This is a genomic window from Rhizobium sp. BK619 (genome assembly GCF_014195245.1).
Taxonomy (GTDB): Bacteria; Pseudomonadota; Alphaproteobacteria; order Rhizobiales; family Rhizobiaceae; genus Rhizobium; species Rhizobium acidisoli.
In genome coordinates this window covers 355,360-374,084 of sequence record NZ_JACIBH010000007.1, presented here as the reverse complement: position 1 = coordinate 374,084, position 18,725 = coordinate 355,360, and the positions used below count along the sequence as shown (strand labels likewise).

The 18,725-nt window shown below is 62.6% G+C and carries 17 protein-coding genes and 1 pseudogene; 8 read left to right on the top strand and 10 right to left on the bottom strand.

The features are described from left to right. Positions 1-177, top strand: a pseudogene (locus FHX14_RS16015) (sugar ABC transporter ATP-binding protein); the annotation flags it as partial. 6 nt (positions 178-183) lie between these two features. Here FHX14_RS16015 and FHX14_RS16010 read toward each other — a convergent pair. The 3 genes from FHX14_RS16010 to FHX14_RS16000 form a co-directional block, all read right to left on the bottom strand. Beyond that, positions 184-2,430, bottom strand: a complete 2,247-nt coding sequence (locus FHX14_RS16010; RefSeq protein ID WP_184377753.1) for a glycoside hydrolase family 2 protein — start codon at positions 2,428-2,430, stop codon at positions 184-186. Between the two features lie 139 nt (positions 2,431-2,569). Continuing rightward, positions 2,570-3,568, bottom strand: coding sequence for a LacI family DNA-binding transcriptional regulator (locus tag FHX14_RS16005; protein WP_183697956.1), 999 nt, complete (start codon positions 3,566-3,568; stop codon positions 2,570-2,572). Positions 3,569-3,574: 6 nt separating this feature from the next. Next, positions 3,575-4,582 carry a Gfo/Idh/MocA family oxidoreductase gene (locus FHX14_RS16000; RefSeq protein ID WP_184377752.1) on the bottom strand — a complete coding sequence of 336 codons (1,008 nt, stop codon included), beginning with the start codon at positions 4,580-4,582 and terminating at the stop codon, positions 3,575-3,577. Between the two features lie 204 nt (positions 4,583-4,786). Between FHX14_RS16000 and FHX14_RS15995 the strand changes: the two genes are divergently transcribed. The 5 genes from FHX14_RS15995 (at position 4,787) to FHX14_RS15975 (ending at position 9,853) form a co-directional block, all read left to right on the top strand. Further along, a complete protein-coding gene (locus tag FHX14_RS15995) occupies positions 4,787-6,079 on the top strand; it encodes an extracellular solute-binding protein (protein ID WP_184377751.1) in 1,293 nt (430 codons plus the stop codon). Positions 6,080-6,180: 101 nt separating this feature from the next. Continuing rightward, positions 6,181-7,068, top strand: coding sequence for a sugar ABC transporter permease (locus tag FHX14_RS15990; protein ID WP_184377750.1), 888 nt, complete (start codon positions 6,181-6,183; stop codon positions 7,066-7,068). A gap of 1 nt (position 7,069) precedes the next feature. Beyond that, entirely contained in the window at positions 7,070-7,981 is a 912-nt protein-coding gene (locus FHX14_RS15985) for a carbohydrate ABC transporter permease (RefSeq protein WP_184377749.1), read from the top strand. An 18-nt stretch (positions 7,982-7,999) separates the two neighbouring features. Next, positions 8,000-9,082, top strand: a complete 1,083-nt coding sequence (ugpC, locus tag FHX14_RS15980; protein ID WP_003590095.1) for a sn-glycerol-3-phosphate ABC transporter ATP-binding protein UgpC — start codon at positions 8,000-8,002, stop codon at positions 9,080-9,082. Between the two features lie 21 nt (positions 9,083-9,103). Beyond that, a complete protein-coding gene (locus tag FHX14_RS15975; RefSeq protein ID WP_184377748.1) occupies positions 9,104-9,853 on the top strand; it encodes a ThuA domain-containing protein in 750 nt (249 codons plus the stop codon). A 38-nt stretch (positions 9,854-9,891) separates the two neighbouring features. Here FHX14_RS15975 and FHX14_RS15970 read toward each other — a convergent pair whose 3' ends face one another. The 3 genes from FHX14_RS15970 to FHX14_RS15960 all read right to left on the bottom strand — a co-directional run bounded on the left by FHX14_RS15970 (position 9,892) and on the right by FHX14_RS15960 (position 12,989). Then, positions 9,892-10,803, bottom strand: coding sequence for an SMP-30/gluconolactonase/LRE family protein (locus FHX14_RS15970; protein ID WP_184377747.1), 912 nt, complete (start codon positions 10,801-10,803; stop codon positions 9,892-9,894). Positions 10,804-10,897: 94 nt separating this feature from the next. Next, complete coding sequence (locus FHX14_RS15965; RefSeq protein WP_184377746.1) at positions 10,898-11,719, bottom strand: SDR family oxidoreductase; 822 nt, start codon at positions 11,717-11,719, stop codon at positions 10,898-10,900. 82 nt (positions 11,720-11,801) lie between these two features. Further along, complete coding sequence (locus FHX14_RS15960; RefSeq protein ID WP_184377745.1) at positions 11,802-12,989, bottom strand: phytanoyl-CoA dioxygenase family protein; 1,188 nt, start codon at positions 12,987-12,989, stop codon at positions 11,802-11,804. Between the two features lie 92 nt (positions 12,990-13,081). Here FHX14_RS15960 and FHX14_RS15955 point away from each other — a divergent pair, with 92 nt between their 5' ends. Both FHX14_RS15955 and FHX14_RS15950 read left to right on the top strand, forming a co-directional pair. Further along, positions 13,082-14,110, top strand: a complete 1,029-nt coding sequence (locus FHX14_RS15955) for a LacI family DNA-binding transcriptional regulator (RefSeq protein WP_184377744.1) — start codon at positions 13,082-13,084, stop codon at positions 14,108-14,110. A gap of 64 nt (positions 14,111-14,174) precedes the next feature. After that, positions 14,175-15,392, top strand: coding sequence for an adenylate/guanylate cyclase domain-containing protein (locus FHX14_RS15950; protein WP_184377743.1), 1,218 nt, complete (start codon positions 14,175-14,177; stop codon positions 15,390-15,392). Between the two features lie 18 nt (positions 15,393-15,410). Here the strand turns inward: FHX14_RS15950 and FHX14_RS15945 are convergent, their stop codons facing one another. The 4 genes from FHX14_RS15945 to FHX14_RS15930 form a co-directional block, all read right to left on the bottom strand. Then, complete coding sequence (locus FHX14_RS15945) at positions 15,411-16,190, bottom strand: SDR family NAD(P)-dependent oxidoreductase (protein ID WP_184377742.1); 780 nt, start codon at positions 16,188-16,190, stop codon at positions 15,411-15,413. A gap of 73 nt (positions 16,191-16,263) precedes the next feature. Continuing rightward, positions 16,264-16,659: a DoxX family protein gene (locus FHX14_RS15940; protein WP_179612141.1), complete on the bottom strand. Its 396-nt coding sequence runs from the start codon at positions 16,657-16,659 to the stop codon at positions 16,264-16,266. A gap of 97 nt (positions 16,660-16,756) precedes the next feature. Continuing rightward, positions 16,757-17,905 (bottom strand): galactonate dehydratase, encoded by a 1,149-nt coding sequence (gene dgoD, locus FHX14_RS15935; RefSeq protein ID WP_184377741.1) that lies wholly within the window; start codon positions 17,903-17,905, stop codon positions 16,757-16,759. A 55-nt stretch (positions 17,906-17,960) separates the two neighbouring features. Next, positions 17,961-18,716, bottom strand: a complete 756-nt coding sequence (locus FHX14_RS15930; protein ID WP_179612143.1) for a FadR/GntR family transcriptional regulator — start codon at positions 18,714-18,716, stop codon at positions 17,961-17,963. Positions 18,717-18,725 lie beyond the last annotated feature (9 nt).

Genomic DNA, 18,725 nt, shown 5'->3' with positions numbered 1-18,725 from the left:
GAAGTGGTCGAACCGGCCGGCTCCGACACCTTCGCCGTCACCAAGCTCGGCGGCAAATCCGTCGTCGCCCGCCTGCGCGCCGATGCCGGCATCGCTCCCGGACAGAACACACGCCTTGCCTTCAATCTCGACAAGGCCGTGTTCTTCGATCCGCAGAGCCAGCTCAGGATTTCGTGACAGCCGTCAGGCGGCGGCCGTCACATTGAGGGTCACCGGGGGGAAACGCGAGGAGACCGCTTCGACGGTGATCTCGCCGACCATCCCCGTCGCCTCCAGCCAGAAGCCCGCGGTACCGCCCTGCAGCGGTACATTGGCCGGGCCGACGATCTTTGCAGGCCCATGCACCTTCAGCGAAATGCTGTCGTTCATGAAGGGCAGGCGCTGGCCGCACTGGTCGAGGGCGCGGATGATGACGCGGGTGCTGTCGCGTTCGCGCGCCCTCAGCGTGTGGCTGTCGGCGACGATTTCCAGCGTCGTCGGCAGAGGATCGGCGGCAAAGGTCAGGCTTGTCACCGGCTCGCCGCCGATATAGCCGGTCAAGGTGCCGTCGATCCATTCCAGACCCCAAGTGCCGAGCTCATCGGGCGTGAAGTGGCGATGATCGAGCACGACGGGCGGATGCGGCAGATGCGGATAGTTCTCGCGGTCCGGGCCGATGCGCTTGCTGAGCCCGCCATATTGCAGCTCCACCTCGTCGCAATTGGTCAGGATGATCAGCGGCAGCACGCCGCCGATATTGCGCTCGCCGCGGGCCCAGAAGGTCACCGGCTTCATGACGATCTCGTCGGACGGGTCGCACTGGCTGATATAGGCATAGGCCGCGAATTTCGGCTCGCGGAACATGTCCATGACGCCGTGATAGCAGATCCGGTCGCCGGAGCCGAAATCCTTGTGGGTGTTGTAATCGAACATGCACCAGCCGATGGCGCCGGAGATATCGGGATCGCCATAGGCGGCATTCAGCACCTCCAGGTGACGGCGCACATGCTCGGCCTGGCGCTGTTCCTGGTCATAGATCTTCGTCGGATGCATGTGGCCGTTGAACTCGGTGATGAGGTACGGCACCTTCCGGGACAGACCGGTATTTTCCTCCTGGCCGCGCAATGCGGTGCGCGGGCGGTTGGCGCCCGGCAGTTCTTCGTTGCCGAGGATGAAGTCGTTCATCGTGTAGACGTCTTCGAGCAGTTCGCTCTCGGTGATATAACGCACGCCGCCGGTCTGGCGGGTGCTGTCGAGCTCACGGGCGAGGCGATTGGTCTCGACGTAGAAATCGTGACTATCCTGGGACTCGTTGATGCGCACGCCCCAGATGATGATCGAGGGATGGTTCCAGTCGCGCTCGATCATCCGGCGGACGTTTTCGATCGATTCCTTCTGCCAGTCGGCATCGCCGATATGCTGCCAGCCGGGGATTTCCTCGAAAACCAGCAGGCCGATGGCGTCGCAGCGGTCGAGGAACCATTTCGATTGCGGATAATGCGAGGTGCGGACGATATTGCACTTCAGCACCGTCTTCATGATGTCGGCGTCGCGCTCCTGGGCGGAACGGCCGGCAGCATAACCGACATAAGGGAAGGACTGGTGGCGGTTGAGGCCGCGCAGCTTCAGCGGTTTGCCGTTGAGAAGGAAACCTTGCGGCGTGAATTCGGCGGTGCGGAAGCCGAAGCGGGTGGAGATACGGTCGGAGCCGTGCTCGGTCCTGAGTTCGACGGTGACGTCGTAGAGGGTGGGATCGGTAATGTCCCAGAGCGTGATGTCGGTGAGGCCGCCGAAGGAAAGCCTGGTGCGGTCGCCGATCGTCTCGGTCGCTGCGGTGGCGATCACCGTGCCATCTGCCTGCTTCAGCGTGGCGGTGACGGTTGCCGAGAAGCTGCGGCCTTCGGGATTGGCGATATCGACGCGGATGGTTGCCGATTTTTCCGGGGCAAGAACGTCTGCGGTTTCGATCTTGAGATTGCGGATCGAGACGGGGTCGGTGACCTTCAGCCAGACGTCGCGGTAAATACCGGCATACGTCAGATAATCGATGCGGCCGCCGAAGGGCGGGATCTCAGGGTTTTCGCTGCCGTCGATCTTGACGGTCACCAGGTTCTCGCCCTTGACGAGCTTGCCGGTGAGGCGCGCCTCGAAGGGGGTGTAGCCGTCCTTATGGGCGATGATCTCTTCGCCGTTGAGATAGACGACGCTGTCGGCCATGGCGGCGTCGAAGACGAGCGACACCTCGCGGCCCTCGAATTCCGGCAGCCAGCGCAGCACTTTCTGATAGGTGAAGGCGCGCTGATAGCTCTTTTCGTCGAAATAGTTGAAAGGCAGTTCGACGGCGGTATGGGGCAGGCTGACCGACTTGGCGGCGTCGAAGCTTTCGAGCAGACGCTGTCCGAAGCCCTCATGGAAACTCCAGCCTTCGTTGAAGGAAACGACGGAACGCATCTCAGGCTCTCCCGATCACGGCATCAGGAGCGGTGCGGCGCTTTTCGGTGCGTGAAAATCGGGTCATGGTATTCCTCCTTGATGCAATTGATAGGTGAGCCTTAGAACATGATGCCGAAAAGGCCAAGCCGGCCAGATCCTAGGCGGTAGAGCCCCAGCGGGCGGTGCAGGTGAGGGTGATGCTGTGCGGGCCTTCGATCTCGGCGTCATGGCGTTCGATCAGTTCGACGACGGCATCGATAAAGGCGACGTGGTCGAGGCTCAGCGTGGTGAGGTCGTTGCAATCCCAGGCGGCCATGGCGATGCCATCCTGGCCGACGATGGCGATATCGTCGGGCGTGTTTTTGCCGAGCACGCGGCGTGCCGCATCGCGCGCACCGATCGCCATGACGTCGTTGCCGCAGATGATGGCGTCGACCTTTTCGCGGTGCAGCAGCAGTACGGCTTCCTTGAAGCCGGAATCATAGGAATAATCGCCAAAAGCCTGGGCTGCGAAAGAGAGGCCGCGCTTGGCCAGCGCATCGGCGAACCATTTGCGCCTGAGCTTGTCGATCCAGCTTGAATTGGTGCCGGAGAGATAGGCGAAGCGTTTCTTGCCGTCGCGGGCGATCTTGTCGATGATCTCGTCGGCGGCCGCGGAGCCATCGATGCGGATCGAGGAGACGTTTTCGTTTTCGAGCGGCTCGAAGGAGACGATGATCGGCTTCGTCGTGTGGAAGATATCGACGGCATCCTGCATCGACACCATGTCGGAGAAGACGACGACGTGATCGACCTGATAGGTGGAGGCAAGCCGCATCAGTTGCAGCCGGTCGGAATGATCGGCGCAGCAGAGGATGATCGGCAGCAATTGCCGCGCCTGCAGGCGGTGGACGAGAAGCTGCTGTTCTTCGGCCTCGCACGGATTGCCGATCGCATTGACGACGAGGGCGACCAGCCGCGAACGCTGGTTGTTCAGCGAACGGGCTATGGCATTCGGCTGGTAGCCATGTTCACGCGCGACGGCGAGGATGCGATCGCGTGTTGCGCTGCCGATGCGCGAATCCGGCGAGAAGGCGCGGGAAATGGTGGCGGAGGAGACGCCGGCGAGTTTCGCCAGTTCCTTCGAGGTGATCCGCCGTCTGTTCATTCCGCTCATCTGCGCCTATTGGGCGACGATCCTGACGGAGGCGCCGCCGGCCGCTGCCGATTCCTTGATTGCGTCCCATAGCCTAGCGAATCTGAGGCCCATTTCAACGGAGCCGGAGTTTTCCATTTTTCCCGCGCGAATGGCGAGGAAATTTTTCATCGGATTGCCGAGAATCTCGGCTTCCTCGCGCGGCTCGGCGTCGCGGCCGACGCTGATCTCGCGCCAACCGCCCCACGCATCGATGCGCACGATCGCCTTTGAATAGAAGAAGGTGATGTGGGAGGCGCAGCCGGGTGGGCCTTCGCCGGCGGCCGTCAGCGTTGCCAGCGCGCCGTTCTTCAGCCGGGCGGAGACGGCGGTTGCTATATCGACCTTTTTGCCGTGATTGGCCATGTAGGCCGAAACGCTGTCGAAATCGGAATTGGCGAGCAGGCAGACGGTGTTCATCATATGGGCGCCGGTATCGAACATGAAGCCGCCGCCGGAGATCTCGGGCTGCTGCTTCCAATGGCCGTCGTAATTAGACGACCAGCTTTCCCAGATCATGCCCGATATGGCGATCAGCTCGCCGAATTCGCCGGAAAGCGCCCGCCGGCGCGTGTCGAGCACCAGCGGCGACAGACCGCCCTGGAAGGCGGTGACGATGGTAACGCCGCTCTTCTTCTGCGCCGCGATCAGCCGCTCGGCCTCGGCGACCGTCGTCACCATCGGTTTTTCCAGGAAGAGGTCGAGGCCGGCTTCGGCGACGGCGGTCGCTTGCTCGGCGTGGAAGGCATGCGGGGTGGAGATATAGACGATGTCGAGTTCGTCCCGGCATTGGACGAGCATTTCGCGATAGTCCTCGAAGCTTCTCGGTTCGGGCGCGCCGGCGGTAAGGCAGACGTCGATCAGGCGCCGGCGCGAGGCCGCCGTGGTGTCCGCAAGGGCGGCGAATTCGATCTCCGGCATCCCAGCCCAGCTCTCGGCATATTCCGCCGCCTTCAGCCCGGCGCCGATGACGCCGAGGCGCAATTTCTCAGCCATGAAAATTTCCTCCCTGAATGTTTGTGTACACGATTACACAGGCGATATGCGAATGGCAATATTTGGATATCCCAGTAATATCAGTAAATTGAAGTCGATGTTCGAATCTTTTCAAAACCCGACTTGCCAGTTATGGGAATGCGTGTACATTTTCGCAGCCGGTGCTGGAGGGCACCGTGTCTGCAAAAAAAGGGAGGACTTCCGTTGAAGAAGACAGTTCTTAGTGGCCTGTGCGCCATTCTGCTGAGCGCGGTTTCGACGCTGGCGCAGGCTGAAACAATTCGAATTGCCAATCACGGCCAAGCCGGCATCGATGCGATGAAGTCGACGGTCGAGCGGATCGAAAAGAAATACGGCGTGACCGTCGAGGTCATCGAATATCCGGCGCCCGACAAGGATTACCTGACCAAACTGCTGACGGAACTCGGAGCCGGCAACGCGCCTGATCTGTTCTCCATCCCGACGACGGCTGCCGTCGCCGATATGGTGGAAGCCGGCTACCTCACGCCTATCACCAAGGAGTTCAAGGCCTGGGAGGGTTATGCCAACCTCTATGACGTCGCCAAGGAGCTTGCCGTCAGCCCGGATGGCGAGACCTATGTGATGCCGTTCATGCTCGGCATTCAGGAAATCTATTATCGCAAGGACGTTCTCGAAAAGGCCGGCATCTCCACAGAGCAGCCGAAGACCTGGCAGGAGCTTCTCGACCGTGCGGCCGAGATCAAGCAGAAGACCGGCGCCTACGGCCTGCTCTTCCCGGCCGGCGTCTCCTGGGGAAGCGGCGCCTTCGACGAGGGCTTCCAGCACCTGCTGGTCGGCTCCAAGACGCCGCAGCTGGTCGATGCCGACGGCAAGCTCGATCTCAACGGCGAGGGCATCAAGGATGTCTTCAACGTCTACAAGGAGCTGATCGACAAGGATCTGATGCCGACGCAGCCGCTGCTCGGGCCGGAGCCCTGGGTCGTGCCGAAATACCAGATGTTCCCGGAAGGCAAGCTCGCCGCGACCACCTGCGGCTCCTGGTGCTATATTTTCGACTGGGGCCGCGAGAGCAAGAACCCGATCCCCGAAGTGACGAAGGTTGTGGGAACCTGGACGGTGCCGGGCCAGGCCAGCGGCCAGTATGTGCTCGCCAACCTTGCCGCGCCGTGGGCCGTCAATTCCAAATCGGCCAATACCGAACTGGCAATCAAGGCGCTGATGGAGATCGGCTCGATCGAGACGCAGGTTTCCTATGCCGCCCGCATCGGCAACATTCCCGCCAGCAAGGATGCGGCTGATAATGCCGACTTCCAGAAGCTGACGGAGCTGGTTCCGATCCATGCGGCGGCCGGAAACGGCGTGTTCCTGAAGCAGGCCTCCGGTTTCGGCACGGTTTCGGAAGGCGTGGCGCGGGCGACCGAAGCGCTGCTGCGCAAGGAAACCGATGCCGCCGGCGCCCAGAAGATCCTGGTCGACTACGTCAAGGAAACGCTCGGCGACGACATGGTGAAGTAAGCCTCAGCTTGCTTTCCCCGCGAACGGGGACGCGGCGCCAAGGCCCGCGTCTCCCCGTTTTTATTCGATGAGCCGGTACATTCGACAGGTTGCGAGCTTCCATGGCCAGAAACTCTCATGAAAGGCGCGCCGAGCGGCAATGGCTGCTGATCCTGCTGCCCTCGCTCGTGCTGCTGCTGGCCTTCGTCATCTATCCGGCCGTCTATTCCATCTATCTGAGCTTCACCAACGAGGCGCTGACCGGGGCGGCGGCCCTCCGGCCGCGCTTCGTCGGCTTCCGGAATTATGTCAGGCTGTTCAACGACGCCAAGTTCTGGAATTCGCTGTTCGTCACCTTCGTCTTCGTCATCGGGTCCGCGGTGATCGGCCAGTTCGTGCTCGGCCTGATCTCGGCAATCGCGCTGCGCCGGCCGATCCGCTTCCGGCGGGTGTTCTCGTCGATCATCCTGCTGCCCAATGCCGCCCCCGAAGTCGTCGCCGGCTTCATGTGGATCTCGATGCTGGCGGGCGGCGACAATGCCACGCTCAGCCGCATCGTCAGCTTCTTCGGCGTCACGCCGGCCGACTGGCTGCAGGTCTTCCCGCTGTCGATGATCATCATCGTCAACACCTGGCGCGGCATTGCCACGGCGATGATCCTGCTGACGGCGGGCCTCAGCACCATTCCGGCGGAGATTTACGAGGCGGCGCGCATGGACGGCGCCACGCCGTCGCAGATGTTTCGCCGCATCACCCTGCCGCTGATGATGCCGACGATCCTGCTCTACATGCTGATCTCGGCCGTCTCGACCATCGCCGTCTTCGGCCTCGTCTACGCGCTGACGCGCGGCGGACCCGGCGGCGCCACCGAGGTCGTCAGCATTTACATCTACAACCAGTCCTTCACGGCGTTCCAGCTCGGATATGGCGCCGCGGTCGCGGTCGTTGCGCTCGTCATCTCGCTGGTTCTCGGCATCGCCTATGTCCGGGCGATGAAGGTGGAGGTCTGATATGGCCGTCGTTTCCCCAAGCGAGACAGCCAACAAGGGCCGCTCCGACCTCATCGCCTATGCGACGCTGTCGCTGATCTCGATCTTCTGCGCCGTGCCTTTCTTCTGGGTGCTGCTCGCCTCTTTCGACGGCAATGCGCAGCTCTTCCTGCATTGGCCGCAGCAATGGACCTTCGCCAATTATGTCAGAGTCTTCACCAAGGAAGACGGGGCGAAGTGGCTGTTCAACTCGCTCTTCGTCGTCGGCAGCGCCACGCTGCTCGTCATGGTGCTAGCGGGGCTCGGCGGTTACGCCTTGTCGCGCACCCGCGCCTGGTGGAAGCTGCCCTTCCTCTATGCGATCCTGCTCATCCGCGTGCTGCCGCCGACGGCGCTCGTCGTGCCGCTCTACAAATTCCTGCTGACGCTGAACAATGCCGAAGCGGCGATGCTCAGGCCGATCTTCGGCAGCTATGCCCGCGGCATCATGCGCTGGACCGGCTTCATCGACGGTTATCTCGGGCTGATCCTGGTGCTGGCGACGATGCAATTGCCGCTGGCGCTCTGGATCATGAAGACCTTCTTCGACGGGCTGCCGAGAGACTATGAAGAGGCGGCGCTGATGGACGGGGCGACGCTGATCCAGCGCATCCGCCGGGTGCTGATCCCGCTGGCGCTGCCGGGGCTTGCCGCCGCCGGGCTGTTCGCCTTCATGTCGGCCTGGGGCGATTTCCTGTTGCCGCTGATCTTCCTATCGTCGCCGGAGCTGCAGACGCTGCCGCTCGGCCTCTTCCGCGCTTTTCTCCGCATCAACGAGATCGACTACGGCCTGCTGACCGCGCTGGCCTTCATCTATCTGCTGCCGGCCGTCGTCGCCTTCGGCTTTGCGCGGCGCTTCCTCGTCCAGACATTTTCGGGCGGCGTGAAGGGCTGAGATCAAGAGGAGAAACGGATGATCAATCTCAGAAACGTTCGCAAGTTCTACGGCGCGCTCGAGGTCATCAAGGGCGTCGATATCACCGTTGAGGACGGGGAATTCGCCGTCTTCGTCGGTCCGTCCGGCTGCGGCAAGTCGACGCTGCTGCGCATGATCGCCGGCCTCGAAGGCATCGACGAAGGCGATCTCGTCCTCGACGGCAAGCGCATCAACGACGTGCCGCCCGACAAGCGCGGCATCGCCATGGTGTTCCAGTCCTATGCGCTCTATCCGCATATGACCGTTGCCGAAAACATCGGCTTTTCCCTCAGCCTGAAAAAGGTGCCGGAGGCGGAAATTCGCCGGCAGGTGGAAGGCGTCGCCGAGATCCTGCAGCTCACCGACTATCTTGACCGCCGCCCGGCCGCCCTTTCCGGCGGCCAGCGCCAGCGGGTGGCGATCGGCCGCGCCATCATCAAGAAGCCGTCGCTGATCCTGTTCGACGAGCCACTCTCGAACCTCGATTCGGCGCTGCGCGTGCAAATGCGCGCCGAGCTGCAGCGCCTGCACCGCGAGCTGAAGGCGACCGTCGTCTACGTCACCCACGATCAGGTGGAGGCGATGACGATGGCCGACCGCATCGTCGTGCTGAACAAGGGCCTGGTGGCACAGGAGGGCGCGCCGATGTCGCTCTACCATCAGCCGCAGAATGAATTCGTCGCGACCTTCATCGGCTCGCCGAAGATGAACGTCATCCCGGTCACCGCGACGCGGGCGTCGGCGGGTGCGCTGCATCTCGACAGTCCGATCGGGCTGTCGCTCGATCTTGCCGATGCCAATGGCTCGGTGCCGCAGGGCGAGGCCAAACTCGGCATCCGGCCGGAGCATCTGAAGATCGCGCCGGAAGGGCAGGGCCATTTCACGGCAGAAGTCGTCATCGTCGAGCGGCTCGGCGTCGAGACCTACATGACCGTCGGCTCCGGGCAGCAGCCGATCGTCGTGCGTGCCGAGGGCGATATCGCTGTGCGGCCGGGCGACCGCGTGTCGCTGACCGCCGATCCCGCCGCCTGCCATCTATTCGATTCCGCCGGCCGGGTGATCCGTCCGGCAACCGCCTGACCGCAAACATCGAGGAATGCCATGACAATCAAGGTCACCATCTGGAACGAGGGACGCCACGAGCAGCTCCATAAGGAGGTCCAGGAGATCTATCCCGATCGCATCGACGGCGCGATCGCCGCCGGCATCGCCCATCCGGATTTCGAAATCCGCCGCGGCACGCTCGACGATCCCGATGAAGGCCTGCCGGACAGCGTGCTCGATGATACCGACGTGCTGCTCTGGTGGGGGCATATGGCGCATGAGGAGGTCAGCGACGGGCTGATCGAGCGCGTGCAGCAGCGCGTGCTGAAGGGCATGGGCCTGCTGGTGCTGCATTCCGGCCATCATTCCAAACTCTTCCGCCGGCTGATGGGCACCAATGCCAATCTTTCCTGGCGCGAGACGCCGGATGGAGACCTGGAGCGCGTCTGGGTGGTCAATCCGTCACATCCGATCGCCGAGGGACTGCCGCCTTATTTCGAGGTCAATGCCTCGGAAATGTATGGCGAGCCTTTCGACATCCCGCAGCCGGACGAGCTAGTGTTCATCTCCTGGTATTCCGGCGGCGAGGTGTTCCGCAGCGGCTGCACCTTCCAGCGCGGGCGCGGGCGCATCTTCTTCTTCAGCCCCGGCCACGAAACCTATCCGATCTATCACGACAAGACCGTGCATAAGGTGATCTCGAACGGCATCCGCTGGGCGCGGCAGAAACATAGTGACGGCCGCATCCTGGAAAACTGGCACCGCGCCGAGCCGCTGCACGGCAGGCCGGACGGGGTGAAGGCCTGATCTTATGCCACGGGCCGGCGCCGGCAGAGCGCCGGTACCTACGGATATTGGGCGCCGTTGGTCTTCGTATAGATCGAATAGACCGAGCGCGTCGCGGTGATGAAGAGCCGGTTCTTCTTGGGGCCGCCGAAGGTGAGGTTGGACACCGTCTGCGGCACCCTGATCTTGCCGAGCAAGGTGCCGTCCGGCGAAAAGCAGTGCACGCCGTCGGACGCACTTGTCCAGAGGTTGCCGCTGACATCGAAGCGGAAACCGTCAGGATTGCCGACGTCGAGGCTGCAGAAATAGCGGCTGTTTGCGAGCTTCCTGCCGTCGACGACGTCGAAAACTCTTATATGGCGCGGCACTTCATGTTTTGCCGAGCCGGAATCGGCAATGTAGAGCTTCGTCTCGTCGGGCGAAAAGGCAAGGCCGTTCGGCTGGATAAAATCGTCGATGACGGCCTCGATCGCGCCGCTTGCGGGATCGATTCGGTAGACGTTGCGGGTCGGCTGCTCGGGCTCGGCCCTGTGGCCTTCGTAATCCGACAGGATGCCGTAAGTCGGATCGGTGAACCAGATCCCGCCATCGGAATGCACGACGACATCGTTCGGCGAGTTCAGCCTTTTGCCTTTGTAGCTGTCGGCGAGAACGGTGATTGTGCCGTCGATCTCGGTGCGGGTGACGCGGCGGCCGCCATGTTCGCAGGAGACCAGTCGGCCCTGCCGGTCGCGGGTATTGCCGTTGACGTAGTTGGAGGGCGAGCGGAAGACCGAGACCGTCCCATCCGGTGTCCAGCGCATCATGCGTTCATTGGGAATATCGCTCCAGAGAAGGCAGTTCAGGTCGGAAAACCAGACCGGGCCTTCCGTCCAGCGGCAGCCGGAATAGAGTTCTTCGAGCGCGGCGCTGCCGATGACCAGAGCGCTAAAACGTTCATCGCGGATGTCATAAAGCGGATTGTCGGCCACGCCAGTTTCTCCCTGAATGCTGCCGCATCTTCCTAGCGGCAAATCCCGGGAGGTGCCAGAGCCCGGCTCTGGGAAATGCCGGGCTCAAGACTGATCAGAGCGCCGCCACCGGATGCGGCGAGCCGTCATAGGCGCCCCAGATCGACTGGTCGAAGCAAATGACCGAGCCGGTCATCAGGCCGGATTCGGCCGATGACAGGTAGGCGCAGGCGCGCGCCACCTCGTGCGGGTCGACGAGGCGGCCGAAAGGCTGGCCTGCCGCCGCCTTCTCCAGCCAGTCGGCGGGGGCGTCGTGATATTCGCGCTGGATGCGATCTTCGCCTTCGGACGCCATCCAGCCGATGTTGAGGCCGTTGACGCGGATGCGGTTGCGCAGCAGCGCATAGGCGGTGTTCTTCGTCAGCGTTTCCAACGCCCCCTTGGAGGCGCAATAGGCGGCGATGAACGGCTGACCTGCCTTGGCTGACATCGAGCCGATGTTGACGATGGTGCCCTCGGTCTTTTCGCGGCGCATGACCTTCACGGCCTCCTGCATCAGGAAGAACGGTGCGCGCACGTTGACGGCGAACATGGCGTCGAAGAGTTCAGGGCTGGTGTCGAGGATGGTGCCGCGATCGGTGATGGCAGCGGCATTGACCAGTGCGTCGACCCGGCCGAAGGCCTCGTCGCAGGCGTGGACGACATTTCTGGCGTCCTCGACCTTGCCGAGGTCGGCCCTGACGTAGACGACCTTCACGCCGGTCGCGGCCGAAATCTCATTGGCCTTCGCCTGGCCCTTGGCTTCGTTGCGGCCGCAAATGACGATGCCTTCGGCACCGCGTTCGGCGAAGAGACGGGCGATGGTGGCGCCCAACCCCTGCGTGCCGCCGGTGACGATGGCGATCTTGCCGTCGAGGCGGCCGGGATCCGTGCTCATGTGGTTCCTCCTTGGTGGTGATATGCGAATGGCCTCCCCCGTATGCGGGAAGCTTTATGCGGGGTCGGCTCTAGATCCTTAGTCAGCTCAGCTTCTTCTGCGCCTGCTCTGCAAGTGCCGCCGCAAAGGCTTCGTCGCTCCAGCCTTCCTTCAATGCCTCGTGCATCAGCTGCGCCTGCGCCTTCGGCGCCAGGCCACCGAGCGGCGGGTCGCGGTCGAGATTGGTCGGGAAGGAATAGCCTTCGGCGCAGGCGGCGACGGCGTTAGCGATCTCATCGGGCGACAGCCTGTCCTGCAAGGTCTTCAGGGCGGGAAAGAGTCTGGCGCTCATCCTCTCGCGATTGATGGTTTCCATCGCCCGGCCGAAGGCGGAGGAGACCTGCAACAGGTTGGCGACGCGCTTGATATCGGCCGAACGGTTGGTGCCGGCGGCGTGGAAGAGGGCGGGATTGAAGAAGACGACGTCGCCTTTTTCGAGTGGCAGCTGGATGTGATTGGCCTCGAAATAATCCCGGAATTCCTGGCGCTTGAGCGCGAGATAACCGGGCACATAGGTCTGGCTGTGCGGCAGGAAGAGCGTCGGGCCGCTTTCGAGCGGCATGTCGCAATGGGCGACCGCGCCCTGCAGCGTCAGCACCGGCGAAAGCCGGTGCACATGCACCGGAAACTGCTCGATCACCGCAGACGATTGGAAACCGAGATGATAGTCGCGATGGGCCGACTGTGCCGCGCCGCCCGGATTGACGCGGTTGACCTGGGCCGTCATCTGGTAGCTCGGGCCCAGCCAGGCTTGGCTTGCGAGTGCGACGATGGCATTGCCGTAATATTCAGCGAAATTCGCAGGCTCGGCGAGGCAATGTTTCTCCAGTGAATTCCAGATGCGGTCGTTGGCGCCGGGTTTGGCGAAGTGGTCGCCGCCGCCGGTCGAGGTGCGGTGCTGCTCCTCGATGATCTGATCGAAGACCGCGCTGGCGCGGTCGATAATGGCGGTATCCTCGTATGCATGCTTGAAGACGGCGACGCCCGGACCGTCGCCGAAGGCCTCTGAGATTTCGGCCAGCACGGCGCGCCGGCCCTCCGGCGTTGCCGCCGCCGCCGTCACCTTGCGGCTGTCATAGATCAGCACGTTTTTTTCGACCGCAGAAGCCGTGGGGTAATCGGCAAGCACGGTGGTCTTTTCCGCAAGACGACGAAAATCTTCGAGATCGCAGCTGTCTTCGCTGAGCCAGACACGGTCGGCGCGCAATTTCTGCTGGTTGTCGGTTTTCATGATGGCTCCTCCTCTTTCGATGAAGGCACTATACGCCGCGATGCCGGGTGATATAGATCAGAAATCCATCAAAAAACCATCAAACGGATTCCATGGCCCATCTCTTCCTCGTCAAGGACATCGCCTTCCAGGCCGGATTGAGCACCGCGACCGTCGACAGGGTGTTGAACGGGCGCCCAGGTGTGCGCCAGCAGACGGAAATGCGGGTGAAGGCGGCGATCGCCGAGCTCGAAAAACAGCAGGCCGGGGCGGTAGCGAGCGGACGCATGCTGGCGATCGACATCGTCATGGAGACGCCTCAGCGTTTCAGCGATGCAGTGCGCGCCGCCTTCGAGGCCGAGATGGCGGCCTTCCTGCCCGGCATCTTCCGATGCCGGTTCCATTTCGCCGAGGTGATGAAGCCGGCCGAGATGGTGCAGCTTCTCGACCGCATCCGGCTGCGCGGCACACACGGCATCGTACTCAAGGCGCCTGACGTTGCCGAAGTGGCCGCTGCCGTTGCGCGGGCGGATGCGGCCGGCATTCCGGTGGTGACGCTGGTGACCGACCTGCCGAATTCGGCGCGCATCGCCTATGCCGGCGCCGACAACCGGGCGGCGGGCGAGACCGCCGCCTATCTCATCGGCGAAGTCCTTGCGAGCGGTGGCGGCGGCAAGGTGCTGGTGACGCTGTCGAGCGGGCGGTTTCGTGGCGAGGAGGAGCGCGAGATCGGCTTTCGCCGCATCATCCGCGCCCATTATCCCGGGATCGGCATCACCGAAATCAGCGAGGGGCACGGCACCGATACGGCGACGGGAACGCTTGCGGCGGCTGCCCTTGCCGCCGATCCCACCCTCAATGCCGTCTATTCGATCGGTGGCGGCAACCGGGCTGTGCTGGCAGCCTTCGATGCGGCCAGACGCCCGGTCCACGCCTTCGTCGCCCATGATCTCGACGTCGACAACCGCGCCCTGCTTGCCGCCCGCCGGATCGGCTTCGTGCTGCACCATGATCTCAGGACCGATGCGCGTTCGGCCTTCAGGGCGATCATGGGCCGAGCGACGTCACCGGGTCGGGCGGTTCCGGCCTCGCTCTCATCGGTCGAAATCGTCACGCCTTACAACATGCCCGTCGGCGATTGAGCCAATTGGCTTCCTTCGATGCCGAATTCGGACTACAGCTTGGGCGAGAGTGAAGGTGAGCGGTATGGATTATAGCGACGTCAGCACAATTGCAGCCTGGATCACAGAGCAGGGACTGAAGGGCGCTTCGGAAGCAGAGCTCATGACCGGTTTCTGCGCGGCCTGCCGCAATGCCGGGCTGCCGCTCGACCGCGGCCTGGCGCTGATGGATACGCTGCACCCGGTGCATGAAGGCCGCGCCTTCCGCTGGGACAGCGAGGAGGAGATCGAGACCGAGTTCGAATATGGCTCGACGAGCTCCGGGGAAGCCGCGGCGAACTGGCAGCGCTCGGCCTTTTATTATCTCTGGTCCAACAATGAACGGGAGATACGCCGACGTCTCGGCTTTGGTGATCCGATCGATTTCAGCCTGCTCGATACGATTGCTGAAGCCGGCCACACGGATTTCGTGGCGATGGTCCATCGTTTCAGCGAGGCTGGAACGATCGGCGAAATGGATTGTTTCTTCTCGCATTTCGCGACCAAACATCCCGAGGGTTTTTCCGATCACGACCTCGCCATCCTGCGCAAGCTGGTGCCGGTGCTGGGACTGGCGATCAAGTGCATCGGGCTCGGGCGCATCGCCCGCACCATCGCCGAAGTCTATCTCGGTGAGGACGCGGCGCGTCAGGTCATGGAGGGCAAGATCAGCCGCGGCAAATCGGAGCGGATTTCCGCCGCGCTCTGGTTTTCGGATCTGTTGAACTACACCAAGATCTCCGACAGCGTACCGCCGGAGGAGATCATCCCCTTGCTCAACGATTATAGCGAGGCGGTGATCACGGCGATCCACGAATCCGGCGGCAATGTGCTGAAGCTGATCGGCGACGGCGTGCTGGCGATATTCAAGGGCGAGGTGCCGGCAGAGACCTGTCGTGCGGCGCTCCACGCAGAAGCGCTTCTGCGGGAAAAGCTCGCCAAGCTGAACGCCGAACGCAACGCCGACGGCCGGCCAACGACGGATGTCTATATCGGCCTGCATATAGGCGACGTCTTTTACGGCAATATCGGCAGTCAGGACCGGCTGGACTTCACGGTTATCGGCCCTGCCGTCAACGAGGTCAGCCGCATCGCTTCGATGTGCCGATCAGTGGATCTCAATCTTTTGATCTCCTCCGATTTCGCCACGGCGATACCGGAGGAACAGCGTGCGGCACTCGCCTGTGTCGGACGTTATGCGTTGCGCGGCGTGCAGCGCGCGCAGGAACTCTATACGCTCGATAGCGCCCGGCTGAGAGCCTGACCGTCGCAGGACGCAGGCCTATCGCAGCAGTCCCTGGCCGCCGTCGATCCAGATCGGCGTGCCGGTGATATGTCGAGCCCGGTCTGAGGCGAGGAAGAGAATGGTTTCGGCGACATCCTCGCTCTTGCCCGCCTTGCCGCCGGCGATCGGGATATCTCCCTGCGGCCAGATGACCGGCACCTCGGTCTCCTTGCGATGGCGGCTATTGGTGTTGGCGCCGATATTGGTCTCGATCTCGCCGGGGCAGACGGCATTGACGCGGATGCCGTGCCGGCCGAGTTCCAGCGCCAGCTGCTGAACCATGGCGACCTGGCCGGCCTTGGTTGCGGTATAGGCGGTGGCGCCCGGCGTCGTGAATGTCCGGGTGCCGTTGATCGAGGAGACGACGACGATCGAGCCGCCATTCCTCTTCAGGTAGGGGACCGTCAGATGCAAGGTCAGATAGGTGCCGCGCAGATTGACGGCAATGGTCTTGTCCCATTCATCCGGCTTCAGATCGTCGATCGGCGCCCAGACGCCGTTGATGCCGGCATTGGCGACAACGATGTCGATGCCGTGGAACGCATCGGTCAGCTGCTCCACGGCGCTGCGCATCTGCGCCTCGTCGCTGGTGTCGGCGATCAGCGCGATCGATTCGCCGCCCGCCGCCTTGATCTCGGTGCACGTCTTTTCCACCTCGTCGGCGGTGCGGCTCAGCACGGCGACCCTCGCGCCTTCCGCGGCGAGCCTGAAAGCAGCCGCTTTGCCGATGCCGGACCCGGCGCCGGTCACCAATGCGATCTTTCCCTTCAGCTCCATGGGCGGGCCCTCCTTGCCATTGTAAGCCAATGTTCCGCTCGGCTCTTGGTTCCGGAAGGAAAGGCCGGTGGCGCTATCTGAGAAGATTATACCGAAGCGCCCATTTCTCCGGCCCGTGGACGGCGGCAAAGAGCAGGCCGGCGAGGAAGGTGAAGTGATCCACGAAGAAGCCGAATTCGGCCTGGTTCTGCTGCCAATGGGATGGCCCGTGGAAGGCAAAGGCAAGGAAGATCACGTAGACGCCCGCCAGCAGGCTGGCCTCGGTGAAGAAGGCCCCGGTTATGAAAGCGAGCGCCAGGGCGATCTCGAAGAAGGCCGCGACCCAGGCAAGGAATGTCGCCATCGGAAAACCGGCAGCGGCGATGTAACCCGCCGTCGCGCCGATATCGGCGAATTTGAAGCCGGCGGCCATGAAGAAGATGAAGCTGAAAATGATGCGGGCGACGATGATTGCGATTGCTCTGGCCATCGTAAGATCTCCTGTTTGCGTTTCCACAATGACGGACGAGACGACCGATTTGCTACACGGCGAATGAAAAAAGGGCCGCTTGCGCGACCCTTTCCTCTTACCATTCGGCGAAACTGCCGTCGGCGTGGCGCCAGATCGGGTTACGCCAGCGATGGCCCTCTTTGGCGCGCTCGATGACATAGGCCTCGTCGACCTCGATGCCGAGACCAGGTCCTTGAGGGATCGAGACGAAACCATCGGCATATTGGAACACCTCCTTGTTAGAGATGTAGTCGAGGATGTCGTTGCCTTTGTTGTAGTGGATGCCGAGGCTCTGTTCCTGGATGAAGGCATTATAGCTGACGGCATCGACCTGCAGGCAGGCGGCGAGTGCGATCGGGCCCAACGGGCAATGCGGCGCCAGCGCCACATCATAGGCTTCGGCCATCGCCGCGATCTTGCGGCATTCGGTGATGCCGCCGGCATGCGACAGATCCGGCTGGATGATGTCGACATAACCGTCCGACAGCACCTGCTTGAAGTCCCAGCGCGAAAAGAGCCGTTCGCCGAGCGCGATCGGCGTCGAGGTATGGTTGACGATGTCGCGTAGCGCCTCCTTGTTTTCCGAAAGAACCGGCTCCTCGATGAACATCAGCTTGTAGGGTTCGAGTTCCTTGGCGAGAACCTTGGCCATCGGCTTGTGCACGCGGCCGTGGAAATCGACGCCGATGCCGATATGCGGGCCGATCGCCTCGCGGATGACGGCGATGGTCTCCACCGCCTTCTCCACCTTCTCGTTGGTGTCGACGATCTGCATTTCCTCGCAGCCGTTGAGCTTGATCGCCTTGAAGCCGCGGGCGACCACCTCCCTGGCATTGTTGGCGACATCGGCAGGCCGGTCGCCGCCGATCCAGGAATAGACCTTGATGCGGTCGCGCAGCTGGCCGCCCAGCAGGGAATGGATCGGCTGGCCGAGGGCCTTGCCCTTGATGTCCCACAGCGCCTGGTCGATGCCGGAGATGGCGCTCATATGGGCGGCACCGCCGCGATAGAAGCCGCCGCGATACATCACCGTCCAGTGGTCCTCGATCAGGAAGGGATCCTTGCCGATCAGATAGTCTTCCAGTTCGTGGACGGCGGCTTGGACGGTCAGCGCGCGGCCTTCGACGACCGGTTCGCCCCAGCCGATGATGCCCTCGTCGGTCTCGATCTTCAAAAACAGCCAGCGCGGCGGAACGATATAGGTGGTGAGTTTGGTGATCTTCATCGCTGCTCTTCAGTCTCTCTTCAGATTTTTTACCGGCGGCCTAACCGCAAATTACCTATTTCGTTCTGCCGATCGCCTTTTCGGCGGCGGCAAGGTCGCGCACCGCAAGATCGAGCATGCGGTTGGCGCAGTCGCGGGCGCCTGTCTTGTCGCGCATGCGCAGGGCCTCGACCAATTGGCCGTGAACCAGCACCGCATCCTCGCGGTTCTCGACGCCGATGTTGGAGGCATGCAGCGCATATTTCAGCGCCGCGTGGATGGCGCTCGACAGACGGCGGAAGACCTGGTTGTGGCTGGCGGTCAGCAGCACCGTATGAAACATGACATCGGCATCGGTGAAGCTTTCCGGATCGCCGGCACTGTCGCGCATCTGCCGCCAAGCCTTGTCAAGATCGGCGATCTCCTGGGCGCTGGCACGCTCGGCGGCATATTCGGCCGCTGCCGGCTCGATGGTGCGGCGGGCTTCGAGAATGCAGCCGAGCAGGTCGAAATCCTTGATATAAGGACCAATCCAATCGAGCACGTCGGCATCCAGGATATTCCAGTCGTCCCGATCGCAGACGGTGGTGCCGATGCGGGGCTTTCCGCGGACAAGGCCCTTGGATTCCAGCACTTTCAGCGATTCGCGGATGACGGTGCGGCTGACGCCGTAGAGTTGGCAGAGATCGTTTTCGCGCGGCAGCGGCGAGCCTGAAGGATACCGCTCCGCGCAGATATCCTGTGCGATCGCCGCGGTGACGTTGCGGCGTACACGCGGGCGGCGCTCGATGCCGGGGCTTTCGGCCCCGCCCTGTCGCTCGTTTGTTTCCAACTCACCTCT

Bases quoted from the DNA above. Each gene is read 5' to 3' on its own strand.
- FHX14_RS16010 (WP_184377753.1), bottom strand. From the start codon at position 2,430: ATGCGTTCCGTCGTTTCCTTCAACGAAGGCTGGAGTTTCCATGAGGGC.
- FHX14_RS16005 (WP_183697956.1), bottom strand. From the start codon at position 3,568: ATGAGCGGAATGAACAGACGGCGGATCACCTCGAAGGAACTGGCGAAA.
- FHX14_RS16000 (WP_184377752.1), bottom strand. From the start codon at position 4,582: ATGGCTGAGAAATTGCGCCTCGGCGTCATCGGCGCCGGGCTGAAGGCG.
- FHX14_RS15990 (WP_184377750.1), top strand. From the start codon at position 6,181: ATGGCCAGAAACTCTCATGAAAGGCGCGCCGAGCGGCAATGGCTGCTG.
- FHX14_RS15985 (WP_184377749.1), top strand. From the start codon at position 7,070: ATGGCCGTCGTTTCCCCAAGCGAGACAGCCAACAAGGGCCGCTCCGAC.
- ugpC (WP_003590095.1), top strand. From the start codon at position 8,000: ATGATCAATCTCAGAAACGTTCGCAAGTTCTACGGCGCGCTCGAGGTC.
- FHX14_RS15975 (WP_184377748.1), top strand. From the start codon at position 9,104: ATGACAATCAAGGTCACCATCTGGAACGAGGGACGCCACGAGCAGCTC.
- FHX14_RS15965 (WP_184377746.1), bottom strand. From the start codon at position 11,719: ATGAGCACGGATCCCGGCCGCCTCGACGGCAAGATCGCCATCGTCACC.
- FHX14_RS15960 (WP_184377745.1), bottom strand. From the start codon at position 12,989: ATGAAAACCGACAACCAGCAGAAATTGCGCGCCGACCGTGTCTGGCTC.
- FHX14_RS15955 (WP_184377744.1), top strand. From the start codon at position 13,082: ATGGCCCATCTCTTCCTCGTCAAGGACATCGCCTTCCAGGCCGGATTG.
- FHX14_RS15950 (WP_184377743.1), top strand. From the start codon at position 14,175: ATGGATTATAGCGACGTCAGCACAATTGCAGCCTGGATCACAGAGCAG.
- FHX14_RS15945 (WP_184377742.1), bottom strand. From the start codon at position 16,190: ATGGAGCTGAAGGGAAAGATCGCATTGGTGACCGGCGCCGGGTCCGGC.
- FHX14_RS15940 (WP_179612141.1), bottom strand. From the start codon at position 16,659: ATGGCCAGAGCAATCGCAATCATCGTCGCCCGCATCATTTTCAGCTTC.
- dgoD (WP_184377741.1), bottom strand. From the start codon at position 17,905: ATGAAGATCACCAAACTCACCACCTATATCGTTCCGCCGCGCTGGCTG.